At 39.7% G+C, this 12,986-nt stretch carries 10 protein-coding genes, 1 pseudogene and 1 other annotated feature; of the genes and pseudogenes, 8 read left to right on the plus strand and 3 right to left on the minus strand.

The annotated features are described in order from the left end of the window. Positions 1–79: 79 nt before the first annotated feature. The gene (locus BMY14_RS11275) at positions 80–925 is read right to left on the minus strand and encodes a MurR/RpiR family transcriptional regulator (RefSeq protein ID WP_091831794.1); all 846 of its coding nucleotides are present in this window, start codon (positions 923–925) and stop codon (positions 80–82) included. 366 nt (positions 926–1,291) lie between these two features. On the opposite strand from BMY14_RS11275, the pseudogene BMY14_RS11280 reads away from it, so the two are divergent. Then, a pseudogene (locus BMY14_RS11280) lies at positions 1,292–2,694 on the plus strand (glycoside hydrolase family 1 protein). A 66-nt stretch (positions 2,695–2,760) separates the two neighbouring features. Here BMY14_RS11280 and BMY14_RS11285 read toward each other — a convergent pair. Next, entirely contained in the window at positions 2,761–3,687 is a 927-nt protein-coding gene (locus BMY14_RS11285; protein WP_091831796.1) for a response regulator, read from the minus strand. A gap of 9 nt (positions 3,688–3,696) precedes the next feature. Continuing rightward, the gene (locus BMY14_RS11290; RefSeq protein WP_091831798.1) at positions 3,697–4,983 is read right to left on the minus strand and encodes a sensor histidine kinase; all 1,287 of its coding nucleotides are present in this window, start codon (positions 4,981–4,983) and stop codon (positions 3,697–3,699) included. A gap of 343 nt (positions 4,984–5,326) precedes the next feature. Between BMY14_RS11290 and BMY14_RS11295 the strand changes: the two genes are divergently transcribed. The 7 genes from BMY14_RS11295 (at position 5,327) to leuB (ending at position 12,932) form a co-directional block, all read left to right on the plus strand. After that, entirely contained in the window at positions 5,327–6,733 is a 1,407-nt protein-coding gene (locus BMY14_RS11295) for a DASS family sodium-coupled anion symporter (RefSeq protein ID WP_091831800.1), read from the plus strand. A gap of 106 nt (positions 6,734–6,839) precedes the next feature. After that, positions 6,840–7,919 (plus strand): type II asparaginase, encoded by a 1,080-nt coding sequence (locus BMY14_RS11300; protein WP_425438920.1) that lies wholly within the window; start codon positions 6,840–6,842, stop codon positions 7,917–7,919. A 278-nt stretch (positions 7,920–8,197) separates the two neighbouring features. Continuing rightward, positions 8,198–8,411, plus strand: a binding site (T-box leader). 64 nt (positions 8,412–8,475) lie between these two features. Beyond that, a complete protein-coding gene (gene ilvN / locus BMY14_RS11305; protein ID WP_019554522.1) occupies positions 8,476–9,006 on the plus strand; it encodes an acetolactate synthase small subunit in 531 nt (176 codons plus the stop codon). Then, complete coding sequence (gene ilvC, locus BMY14_RS11310) at positions 8,987–9,994, plus strand: ketol-acid reductoisomerase (RefSeq protein WP_019554521.1); 1,008 nt, start codon at positions 8,987–8,989, stop codon at positions 9,992–9,994. Before ilvN ends, ilvC begins: the two co-directional genes overlap by 20 nt. 119 nt (positions 9,995–10,113) lie before the next feature. Continuing rightward, complete coding sequence (gene leuC / locus BMY14_RS11315; protein WP_091831802.1) at positions 10,114–11,373, plus strand: 3-isopropylmalate dehydratase large subunit; 1,260 nt, start codon at positions 10,114–10,116, stop codon at positions 11,371–11,373. A 1-nt stretch (position 11,374) separates the two neighbouring features. Further along, complete coding sequence (locus BMY14_RS11320) at positions 11,375–11,863, plus strand: 3-isopropylmalate dehydratase small subunit (protein ID WP_091831804.1); 489 nt, start codon at positions 11,375–11,377, stop codon at positions 11,861–11,863. 1 nt (position 11,864) lies between these two features. After that, positions 11,865–12,932: a 3-isopropylmalate dehydrogenase gene (gene leuB / locus BMY14_RS11325; protein WP_091831806.1), complete on the plus strand. Its 1,068-nt coding sequence runs from the start codon at positions 11,865–11,867 to the stop codon at positions 12,930–12,932. Positions 12,933–12,986 lie beyond the last annotated feature (54 nt).

A 12,986-nucleotide genomic window follows, 5' to 3' on the forward strand; every position in this document is an offset into this window, starting at 1 on the left:
TTAAAATGAGTACAGACCTGTATCTTTTTATAGATGCAGGTCTGTTTTTTAGTTCAGGGTATATATATGCCAGCCGATTTTATTTTAACAGCATATGTTTTACATTTTTTTTATAGGTTTGGAGGATGCTTTTGTTGTTTTCATAGTTATTGCTATATAAAATACCACATAAAACATTTAAGATGTATTGGCAGCAGGTGTCATAAACAATATTTCCAATGGACTCCCGGTGTACATCACTTTGAATTTCGATCCATTCTGTCGCCAGTTGTCCTAGTGTTGAGTCATGAGAAGGTGTCAACATGATTATGGGGGTGTGGCGTTCTTTTAAGTGGGTTCCAATCTCGACCAGACGACGATTTTCACCGGTACGTGACATGATAATTGCAACGGCTTTGCTTGATGACTGGATTGCCTGGTAATATTGTGCATTGGCAGAATCATGGATGGATACTTGTTTACCCAGTGCCATCATGCGATACAGATAAGTTTTTACGAGATGCAGGTTATCATCAAACCCAAAAAATTCAATCTGCGTGCTACTGTTGAGTAGTTTTGATACATTGGCAATGGTTGTATAGTTGATGGAAAGTCGAGTCTTTTCGATTGTTTCAATTTCCAGATTGGCAACTTTATTGATAATCGAATAATTCGTTTCATTGATATTGATTGCCGTAGCTGGCGTAGCGTGTGCTGCCAGGGAATTTATTTCGTTAAAAAATGTGGCCTTGAAATGCGAAAATCCTTTTTTATTGTTCAGTTTATTGACGAGTCGTATCACGGTCGAGGGACTTGTATAACTGACTTTTGCCAAATCTTTGATCGAAAAATCGAGGATTGTTTCCGGTGCATTTAATAGATAGCGGATAATTGTTTGTTCTGATTCAGAGAAATTTTTCGCGTTTTGCAGTTGTTCTAAAATCATAAAGTTTTCCTTTCTGTTAGCATGCTATATAGAACGCATTAAAGAAATTATATCCAGTCTATCAGTCTGCCAAAAATTGGGTATCGGGCATCGTTTGCTTCCTACGTAACGCCACTCAACCCTACACCCCATTCCTGACGAGTGCCATATAAAATGTTTAATGCCATATATATTGTTATTATAGCATAGCTATACCTTGTTTTTGCGACAGCGATTTGCAGTAATCTGACATATAAATGTCAGAAAATATAAACTTTTTCGTAAAATTGATGAAACAAAACATCAACTTTTCTAATTTTGTAGAGATGTCAGATTTGATTTGTTATACTGCAATTGCAGAGAAAAAATGATGGGAGCGATTGGTTTATGAAACAATTTAAACAAGATTTTCTATGGGGTGCTTCTACTTCGGCTTATCAGGTTGAGGGAGCATACAGTGAAGATGATAAAGGTTTGTCCGTGCAGGATGTTAAGGCAGTTTTGCCAGGAACACCAGATTTTAAAGTGGCATCGGATCATTATCATCATTTCAAAGAAGATATAGCTTTGATGGCTGAAATGGGATTTAAAACATATCGTTTTTCGATTGCTTGGACAAGAATTATTCCCGACGGTGATGGGGCAATCAATCCTAAAGGTATTGAATTTTATAGTAAGTTGATTGATGAATGTCTTAAATATAAGATTGAACCGTTGATTACGATGTACCATTTTGATTTACCGTATGAACTGGAAAAAAAGGTGGATGGTCAAATCGTAAAACAATTGATGCATTTTTAAAATATGCCAAAGTGTTATTTGAGGAATTTGGGACGCGTGTAAAATATTGGCTGACCATCAATGAGGAAAACATGATGATCTTGCATGGTGCTGCAATTGGCACGGTAAATGGAAGTGCGGCGGAGGTTCAAAAAATATTATATCAGCAAAATCATCATATGCTCATCGCCCAAGCACTTACAATGAAATTACTGCATAAGATGGTAGCTGATGCCAAAATCGGTCCAGCACCAAATATCAGCTATGTGTACCCTAAAACCTGTAAACCGGAAGATATCTTAGCTATGCAGAACTTTTCGGCAATTCGCAATTGGTTGTATCTGGACATGGCAGTTTATGGTCGTTATAATACGGTTGCATGGAATTTTATGGAAAAAACAGGAATTACACCAACGATAGAAGCTGGTGATATGGAGGCGTTAAAGGATGCGAAACCAGATTTTATTGCTTTTAATTACTATGCGACGGCTACTGTAGCCGATGGCAGTGCAATTTTTGAGGATGATGAAAGTGGCGATCAACAGATTTCGATTGGCATGAAAGGTTTTTATGCAGGCTCTAAAAATGAACATTTACAAAAAACACAGTTTGGCTGGGAAGTTGATCCAGAAGGTTTCCGCATTACACTAAGAGAAATCTATGATCGTTATCATTTACCACTTATTGTTACGGAAAATGGTTTGGGTGCGTATGATGAAGTCAATGAAAATGGTGAAATCATCGATGATTATCGCATTGAATATTTGCAAAAACATATCATGCAGGCTAAGCTCGCGATAGATGATGGCGTAGAACTGCTGGGATATTGTCCGTGGTCGGCCATTGATCTTATTAGTACTCATCAGGGGTTTGTTAAACGTTATGGGTTTATATATGTGAATCGTACGGAAGACGACTTGAAGGATATGAAACGTTTGAAGAAAAAATCTTTTTACTGGTATAAAAAAGTAATTGCCAGTAATGGAGAAGATTTAACAAATAACAAATAGGGCATAAAATAAAAGGCACACGATCTCAAATTATTGGTTTGAAATCGTGTGCCTTTTTGTGGCGGATCAATCTTTTTTCGCTTCCATAAATAATACTTTGATGAATTTTTTACTATTGATATGAATCTGCGACATATTTACTTTTTCGTTGCTTTCGAGAGTCAGCATAATTTTACGTACTTCCGTAAAATCAAAAAATTTGGCAGCATATTCCTCGAACTTTGGATTTGCATAATCAATGATGCCCATTGAGGCAAGATTAACCAGAGCTTGAAAAATGGTGCGGCGCAAACGTTGCTCCAAAGCTTTGTATTCTTTCTGAATTTCAATCGTATTTTCCTGGCCTAGTTTTGCTTCGGCAATTTTGGTGAATATAATTTTAAGTGAGGGAAAATCTTTTTGCAGTAGAGTTTCCTGTTCCTGTTTTTGTAAAAATTGCAGGATATCCAAAAGATCTTTACAGCCTTTTTCGCCGCCAATACCCATTTCTGTTAACATCATTTCGCCTTTTTGCCGAATGGTCAGCGGCAGGGGCGTATGTCTTATCGTATTAGCTATTTCGGCAGAATTATTGGATCGTAAAGCCGTATGAAGATTTTTTTCGATATTGTGAACAAGATTTTTAAGCTGCATGTGTTCACTGACCGCTCGGATGACACTAACAACTTCATTACGGTTGATTGGTTTGGTAATATAGTAATCGACACCTAAACTATAGGCATTGCCAATCATTTCTTTGTTTTCAACTTGTGATAACATGATGATCTTTCCTGTAAAATCGGCTTTGATTGATTTTACCGTTTGTACACCATCGCGTATCGGCATGAGCATATCAATTACTAATATATCGATTTTTTTCCTTTCCAGCAAAGCTGTATCAATCAGCGAACCGTTGTCAGCTTCGCCCGCAATTTCACCAAGGTCATAATCTTCAATGATGTCTGAGAGCATCGTACGGATGACTTCATCGTCATCCACAATCATAAAACGCATAAAAGGGAATCATCCTTTCAAATTTAGTAAAGGGATTGATAAGAGAAAAGAGGTCTTATCTTCAACCGTTACAATTATATTTCCATGCAGTTCTTCCGTGAGATGTTTTACATAAGCAAGACCGACTCCCGTCGATGGATTGCCTATCGAGTCGAATTTTGTTGTATAACCAGGTTTAAAGAGTAACGGTACCTTTTGTGGTGAAATACCTATGCCAGTGTCCGAAATCTGTATTTTTATCATATCAGCCATTTTGGTAAAATGAAGCTCAATGGTACCAGATTTCTCGATTGCTTCTACGGCATTTGCAACTAAATTATTTACCAAAGATAATACTGTATACACATGCAAGGCAGGGAGCTGCGGATCGACGTGACTGGCGAAGGTGATTTCTTTTTGCAAGGCCTTAGCATATTTGCGATTTGATTCTATAATGAGATCAACAAGTGCAGTCGTTGGCATATAATCTTTTAGTTCACGGTTATTGGTCAACTGACGGAGCCCTGCGTAGATTCGCTGGTTGTCTTTTTTGATTTCGTGGACTTGACCAGCAATGCTTAAAATTTCACTGGCTAGTTTTGGCGGGTCGATTATCGTAGCTTGATCCTGCAGATTTTCATAGATTTTATAACAATTACGGGTAACTGCTTCGGCATTCTTTTGTGATTTATTCAGTTGGATTACTTCTTCATATAGATTGGAGATTAAAAGCAGCATGTGCTGCTTTTGTTGATGTTCCTGGTTAGCCCTCGTTTCAGCCTGATAAATTTGTGTCAGGAAGAAAAAACTTAAGATAAAGAAACAGCGTAAGAATGCAATCGCGGATATTTTGATCAGAACCGAAAGTGTTATATTGAAATCGCTGCTGGCATAGATGCTTGTCATAGTAAGTTCAGCAATGCTGGCGGCGATTTCGGCTAGAATTGACCAACCGGCAATTTGCAGCGCTTTGTTGTAGAGTGCTGCATTAAATTTAGGAATATGAAAACAAGCGGCATACGTCAAATAATAGAAAAATGTCGGTCCGTGCAGCCCCAAACTCGTGGAAAATGAAATTGTCGTAGTCCATAGATCAAGGAAAATTCGAAATATTGTAACAGCTAACCCAACAGAAAAACCGGATACAACAAAAGGAACATTACGGAGCCAAAGCAAAAATAGTAAAAAGAGTGGTGAGCCGAAACTCACACGGAAAGAAGCAAGATCCCCTGTAAATGGGTGAAACTTTGGTTCACCAGCAAGCGGAACGAGCAAGAGCATTAATGCAAAAAGTATTAGATTTCGATGTTGTTTCATAAATAACCTCAATGATAAAATAATATAAGAAAAAATCATTAGCTCAATTATAGCATGAAATAGAAATTTGTGGCTATGCTTCTTATTTGCATATAATATATTTATTAAATGTATCAATATACATATTTATTACTAATGATAAGATATTATATAAAAATAGTCAGAAAATTTTTACTTAGTTTTTTGTCGGATTCTATAGACCCCTTAGTATATTGAGATTGTACATTATCGTATTATATTCTTTAGATTTATTAGGGGGAAATATTATGGCTGGAAAAATGAAAGCAATGTCGGTGTCCCAGACTGGGACGATGGCGGCTGGTCAAAGCGCAAAAAAAGTTTTTTGCGCGGTAGTTTAGGAAAAGGTCTTTTATGTGTTTTGATTGGAGCTCTAATCTGGTTTTTGCCAATTCCAAACGGAGTTAAACCACAAGCGTGGCATTTACTCGCTATTTTCGTGGCAACGATTGCGGGATTTGTGCTCCAACCTTTATCGATTGGTGCTGTATCCATTATCGCCTGTACAATGCTGGTGGTTCTTGGTGTATTGACACCATCTGAAGCTTTGGCTGGCTTTAGCAATGGAACGATATGGCTTATTGTATCGGCATTTATGTTTGCCGAAGGGTTCATTAAAACAGGACTTGGGAAAAGAATCGCTTATGTTTTATTGAGTCGTTTCGGTGGCAGCACATTAAATGTAGCATATGTGCTTTCGGTAGCTGATTTTATTGTAGCACCATTTACACCTTCCAATACAGCACGTGGGGGCGGTATTATTTATCCGATCGTGCGTAGTATTTGTTCAGCCATTGGCTCGGAACCTGATTCGGAAAAAAATAAAAGAACGGGTGCTTTTCTGATTTTTAGTTCCTATTGCGCCGTTATTACGAGTGCTTGTATTTTTTTAACGGGTGCATCGAATAACGTGTTGGTTGTTACTTTATCCAAAGAAATGTTCGGCGTTGATGTCAGCTGGCTGGCATGGTTTGCTGCTTGTATCGTTCCGGGATTGATTTTGTCCGTAGCGACACCATGGGTTTTATATAAACTGATCAATCCGGAACTTAAAGAAACGCCAGAAACAAAAGTTATGGCGAAAAAAGAACTTGAAGAAATGGGTTCAATGAGTTTAGCGGAAAAAATGCTCTGCGGAATTTTCTTGTGTGCTTTAGTTCTGTGGGCAACGAGTTCCATTCATGGGATTGACTCAGCGTTTGTGGCTCTGTTAGGTCTTTCAGCGATGCTTATTACGAAGATCATTGACTGGGCGGATGTTCTAAACCAAAAAGGTGCATGGGATGTATTAGTTTGGATGGGTGTTTTAGTCAATATGGCGGCTTTTTTATCAAAGCTCGGTCTGATGACTTGGTTTGCTGGCACAGTTGGTCAACAAATGGAAGGTACATCATGGCTGTTTATGTTGGTTGTCTTGGCGATTGTCTATACGTATGTACATTATGGTCTGGCAAGTAATAGTGCCCATATTATGGCCTTGTTTGGTGCTTTTGCAACAATTTTGGTTGCCGCTGGTGCTCCTGTACTTGGTGTCTTGATTCTTTTTGGTGCACTCGCAAACAGCTGCTCTTTATTGACGCATTACGGTTGTGGTGTTACACCGATATTTTTTGGCTCAAATTATATGCCGCAAGGACAATGGTGGAGAATTGGTTTTATCATAACGACACTGCATCTTTTTGTCTGGTTATGTATCGGTTTGCCATGGATGAAAGTGCTGGGATTGTTTTAATATATAAAACGGAAAAAGATTGTCTGCTAACAAATGGACCAACAGAGCGCAATTTTTTACTTCGTTCTATATAATGTGTAAGATATAAAAAATAAAAGGGGTGTTCTTGTTGAAAAAAAGTGTAGGTATTATTCTTATGGCCTTATTGGTAATGGTTTTGGGGGTGCAGAGTGGATTCGCAGCAGAAACAGCAAACAAATTGCCCAATATTAAAATATTGGCCACTGGTGGTACAATTGCCGGCAGTGCTGCTTCAGCAACAGCCACAACTGGCTATAAAGCGGGAGCTTTGGGTATTGATGTGTTGATCAATGCCGTACCAGAAGTCAAACAGTACGCAAATGTTTCAGGTGAACAAATCTGTAGTATTGATAGTAAAGATATGACAAATGAAATCTGGCTGACCTTAGCGAAACGAATCAATGTATTGCTGGCTGATGACAGTGTAGATGGTATTGTCATTACACATGGTACGGACACCTTAGAAGAAACGGCATATTTCTTGAATTTGACCGTAAAAAGCAATAAGCCGGTTGTTTTAGTTGGCTCGATGCGTCCGGCAACAGCAATCAGCGCCGATGGTCCGATGAATCTATTGAATGCAGTCCGCGTTGCAGCAAACAAAGCAGCTGTTGGTAAAGGTGTTTTAGTAGCGATGAATGACGAAATCAACGGAGCACGTGATGTGACGAAAACGAATACAACAAGTGTAAGCACATTTAAGGCACCAGAACTTGGTTTCTTGGGATATATTAATGATGGTAAACCAGAATTTTATCGTGAAAGCACGCGTCGCCATACCGCTGACAGTGAATTTACGACGAAAAACCTATCGCAGCTTCCTTACGTAAAAGTTATTTATGGACACGCCGATGATGATGGTATCTTTGTTGATGCAGCAGTAGCAGCTGGGGCAAAAGGTATTATTTATGCAGGGACTGGCAATGGAAGCATCCATAAAAATGCGGAAGCCGCCTTGGCTAAAGCAACCGCTAAAGGAATTGTAGTTGTACGCAGCTCACGGGTTGGCAATGGAACAGTAATTGATGCGGAACAGTCTTATATCGATGAACATTTCTTAAATGGAGATTCTTTGAGTCCACAAAAAGCGCGCATTTTATTATCGCTTGCTTTAACAAAAACCTCAAATTTAGCTGAAATTCAAAAAATGTTTAACGAATATTAATATGAAAGTTTTATTAAAAATAAAGTAGAATACAAATTTAACACAAAAACTGTAGTGGCAAGTTGAATGAGACTTGTCATTACAGTTTTTTTATACAAGAACAGCGTTGCTGTATAGCTTGTTTTCCATTTGTGACGTATGTTTTTTTCTTGTGTGTATATATATTAAATAAAAAGTTACAAAAATTGATTGACAAATATTATAAATACTGTAATAATGTATACATGGTTACGATATTACACATTGATTTTCACATAAATGTGTAGTACAATAGAAAAATAGCAGTGATGAGAGGGTAAAAAGTATTTTTTAATTCCTTGCAGAGAGCCGATGGTTGCTGTAAATCGGTAGGATTTGAATACTTGACTTCGCCCCGGAGCTTTTGTGTCGATTGTTTTTACAGGAGGCACAAACGTTTTTCAGCGTTAATGGAAGTCTATTAGAGACATTGAGTATAATGTAGGGTGGTACCGCGGAATATCCGCCCCTGCTGGCATGACGTAAAACGTGCCGGTAGGGGCTTTTTATTATCTTTTTTTGAGAGGGAGGGTGACACATGAAGCATGTTTTATCTGTATTAGTACAAAATCAGCCAGGTGTGTTAGTGCGCGTTGCCAGCATGTTTTCACGGCGTGAATTTAATATCGACAGTTTGTCAGTTGGTGTTACCCAATCTCCAGATTTTTCCCGCATAACCGTTGTGGTTCATGGTGATGAAGCAATTGTCAATCAGATGATCAAACAGTTGGAGAAGTTATTGGAAGTTGTCGCTGTACAGCGTTTAGACGCTAGCTCAGCTGTATATAGAGGAATGACTTTAATCAAGGTGCAAGCCAGTGACAGCAATCGTTTGGATGTTCTGAAATTAACGGAACTTTTTCGGGCGCATGTCATTGATGTACAATCGACAACACTTATTTTTGAGATTACCGGCGATGACGAAAAGGTGAGTGCATTTATGCGCCTGTTGTCACCGTATGGCATTCTTGAAGTCATTCGTACCGGACTGATTAGTCTGGAACGAGGTGAACATACTATTTATGAACATTGTGAGGAGAGCGAGTATTATGGCAAAAATTTATTATGATCAGGACGCAAATTGGGATATCATGACAGGTAAAACAGTAGCAATTATCGGTTATGGCAGCCAGGGACATGCGCATGCACTAAACTTAAAAGATAGTGGTGTAAATGTTATTGTAGGTCTTTATGAAGGCAGTAAATCAAAGGCTAAAGCAGAAGCTGCTGGCTTAAAAGTTTTTACAGTAGCAGAAGCTGTGAAACAGGCTGATATTACAATGATTTTGCTTCCAGATGAAAAGCAGGCTGATATCTATAAGGCTGAAATCGCTCCATATCTTAAAGCGGGCAGTTCTTTGGCATTTGCGCATGGTTTTAATATTCATTTCCAGCAAATCATTCCACCAGCGAATGTTGATGTATTTATGGTTGCGCCAAAAGGACCTGGTCATTTGGTGCGTCGCGTATTTACGGAAGGCGGCGGTGTTCCTAATATATTTGCTGTCCATCAAGATGCTACAGGCAATGCCTGGCAGATTGCTCTTGCCTATGCGCGCGGTATCGGCGGTACACGTTCCGGGGTTATTAAAACGACGTTTCAAGAAGAAACAGAAACAGATCTTTTTGGTGAACAGGCTGTTCTCTGTGGCGGGGTTACAAAACTTATCACATCTGGTTTTGAAACTTTGGTTGCAGCGGGTTACCAGCCAGAAATTGCTTATTTTGAATGTTTCCATGAAATGAAACTAATTGTTGATCTTATGTATGAAGGCGGAATGGCCAACATGCGTTATTCAATCAGTGATACAGCAGAATATGGCGATTATATGATTGGACCTCGTATCATTACCGATGAAACACGGAAAGAAATGAAAAAAGTATTGACTGAAATCCAAGATGGTGTGTTTGCTAAAAACTGGCTGCTGGAAAATAAAGCCAATCGTCCCGAATTCTTGGCAAAAAGACGTAAGGGTGCAGAACATCAGATTGAACAAGTTGGTGCAAAATTACGTGGCATGATGTCTTGGCTCAAGGATAATAAAAAAGAAGATTAAGTTCTGTTTGCTATAAAATTTGACGATGCAGGAATTGAATTTGAATCGGCTTACGCTTACATATCGTATGGGAGTGTAGGCCGGTTTTTCTAAGAAAAGCTATTAGGAGGGTTTCATACATGGGAATGAACATGACTGAAAAAATCTTGGCAAAACATGCTGGACTCGAGTCTGTTGTGCCAGGACAATTAATTAATTGCAAGCTTGATATGGTTTTGGCGAATGATATTACAGCACCGCCATCGATTAAAGAATTTGAAAAAATCGGCAAACCGGTTTTTGATAATACGAAAATTGCTTTGGTGCCGGATCATTTTACACCAAATAAAGATATAAAAACGGCAGATCTCGCAAAGGCGGTGCGTACGTTTGCTAAGCAGCATAAGATCGTAAATTATTTTGAAGTAGGTCGTATGGGGATCGAACATGTTATTTTGCCGGAAAAGGGTTTGGTGGCACCCGGTATGCTTACCATTGGTGCAGATTCCCATACTTGTACGTATGGGGCTCTGGGCGGCTTTTCAACTGGTGTGGGGACTACAGATCTTGGTGTGGCCTTGGCAACGGGGGAAGCTTGGTTTAAAGTTCCAGAGACGATTCAGGTCAACTTGACGGGCCGTCGTCCGGAGGGGATTAATGGAAAAGATGTTATTTTAACCTTAATTGGTAAGATCGGCGTGGATGGAGCGAGGTACCAGGCTCTTGAATTCACAGGTGAAGGACTCAGTTCATTGTCGATGGCCGATCGTTTTACGATTGCAAATATGGCAATTGAAGCGGGCGGGAAAAATGGTATATTTCCCGTCGATGAAAAAACTCGTGAATACATCAAAGATCGGGTAACGAAACCGTATGAAATTGTTGTATCGGATGCAGATGCACAGTATGTGCGAACGGTTGAAATCAATCTCTCCCGGCTGAAACCAGTTGTAGCCTTCCCTCATTTGCCGGGAAACACAAAACAGGTTGCAGATATCGGTGAAATTAAAATTGATCAGGTGGTAATTGGTTCGTGTACAAATGGACGGTTGGAAGACTTGAAAAATGCAGCGGATATACTGAAAGGTCATCAAGTACATAAAGATGTACGATGCATTGTTATTCCAGGAAGTCAGCAGGTATATCTCGATGCTATGAAGCTTGGTTATATTGAAATATTCATTCATGCTGGAGCTGCTGTGAGCACACCTACCTGCGGCCCATGCATGGGTGGACACATGGGGATCCTGGCGGCGGGTGAACGCTGTGTATCAACAACAAATCGTAATTTTAGAGGCCGTATGGGGCATGTAGATAGCGAAGTATATCTGGCTGGTCCACATGTAGCGGCAGCAAGCGCAATTTTAGGCAGAATTGCCACACCAGAGGAGGTTCAATAAAATGGAAATAGAAGGAAAAGTTTGGCGCTATGGCGACAATATAGATACAGATGTAATTATTCCGGCGCGATATTTAAATTCATTTGATCCCCAGGAACTAGCCAGTCATTGTATGGTTGATATTGATGAAACGTTTGCCCAAACTGTACAAGCTGGTGATATTATGGTTGGCGGCAAAAATTTTGGCTGTGGATCGTCCAGAGAGCATGCTCCAGTTGCAATCAAAGCATCAGGGATTCCAGTCATTATTGCCGCAAATTTCGCTCGGATTTTTTATCGCAATGGCATTAACATCGGGCTGCCTCTTCTGGAAATTGGCGATGCGGTTGACAAAATTAAAGCTGGCGACAAGCTGCGGGTGAATATTGCAACGGGTACGATAGAAAACTTGAGTACAGGCGATGTGTTTCATTCGCAGCCGCTGCCGGGATTTATTCAGGATATCGCGAAAGCAGGCGGGCTTATAAACTATATCAAGGAGAAAAAATGATATGGCAAAAAAAATTGTTGTGATTCCCGGTGATGGAATCGGTGAAGAAATAACCAATGCAGCGGTGCTGGTCTTGAAAAAGATTTCTGATAAATTTCAATTGGATTTAACTTTTGAAAGTCATGCCGCTGGCGGGACTGCTTATGATTTATACGGAACCCCGCTGCCAGAAAAAACTATTTTGGCGGCGAAAGCTGCCGATGCAGTCTTATTTGGTGCCGTCGGCGGTGCTGTTTGGGATAACGTTGATCCGGCACTTCGTCCCGAAAAAGCTATTTTAGGGTTACGCAAGTCCCTTGGCTTATATGCGAATCTGCGCCCGATAAAAGTTATGGATTGTTTAGTGGAATATTCGCCGCTGAAAAAAGAAATTGTCAGTGGCATTGATATTATGATTGTTCGTGAACTCATTGGCGGAATTTATTTTGGCGACAAATGTGAATCAGAAATGAAAGACGGCTTTGAACGTGCGTGGGATTTAGAAAATTATAGTGTGCCGGAAGTTGAACGCATTGTGAAACTTGCTATGGAAACAGCCCAAAAACGCAATAATAAAGTAACATCGGTTGATAAAGCAAATGTTTTAGCCACTTCACGTCTATGGCGCCGCACCGCGACCAAGGTAGCAGCAAGCTATCCTGATGTTAAACTGCAGGATATGTATGTAGACAATTGTGCAATGCAGCTCGCAATTCATCCGACAGAGTTTGATGTAATTGTTACCGGTAATTTATTTGGTGATATTTTAAGTGATGAAGCAGCTGTGCTCGGCGGGTCGATTGGTTTGATGCCATCGGCAAGTATCGGTGAATGTACAAGCCTTTATGAACCAATTCATGGATCAGCACCGGATATTGCGGGACGTGGTATTGCCAATCCTATCGGCACGATCTTATCAGCAGCAATGCTGCTTAGACATTCGTTTGCTGCCGAAGCAGCAGCTTTGGCCATTGAAAAAGCTGTCGAAAAAGCATTGCTGGATGGGTATAGAACAATGGATTTATATCGTGATGGTTTTAAAAAAGCGAATACAGAAGAAATGACACAAGCCATTTTTGATAGGATATAAAAACGCAGCAGTTTCCGAAAACTCAAATTGTGATACAGAAAATAGATTGGAGGT

Source organism: Propionispira arboris, from assembly GCF_900109225.1.
GTDB classification, from domain to species: Bacteria; Bacillota; Negativicutes; order Selenomonadales; family Selenomonadaceae; genus Propionispira; species Propionispira arboris.

Coding starts and splice junctions, on each gene's coding strand:
- BMY14_RS11275 (WP_091831794.1), bottom strand. CDS start 925: ATGATTTTAGAACAACTGCAAAACGCGAAAAATTTCTCTGAATCAGAA.
- BMY14_RS11285 (WP_091831796.1), bottom strand. CDS start 3,687: ATGCGTTTTATGATTGTGGATGACGATGAAGTCATCCGTACGATGCTC.
- BMY14_RS11290 (WP_091831798.1), bottom strand. CDS start 4,983: ATGAAACAACATCGAAATCTAATACTTTTTGCATTAATGCTCTTGCTC.
- ilvN (WP_019554522.1), top strand. CDS start 8,476: ATGAAGCATGTTTTATCTGTATTAGTACAAAATCAGCCAGGTGTGTTA.
- ilvC (WP_019554521.1), top strand. CDS start 8,987: ATGGCAAAAATTTATTATGATCAGGACGCAAATTGGGATATCATGACA.
- leuC (WP_091831802.1), top strand. CDS start 10,114: ATGGGAATGAACATGACTGAAAAAATCTTGGCAAAACATGCTGGACTC.
- BMY14_RS11320 (WP_091831804.1), top strand. CDS start 11,375: ATGGAAATAGAAGGAAAAGTTTGGCGCTATGGCGACAATATAGATACA.
- leuB (WP_091831806.1), top strand. CDS start 11,865: ATGGCAAAAAAAATTGTTGTGATTCCCGGTGATGGAATCGGTGAAGAA.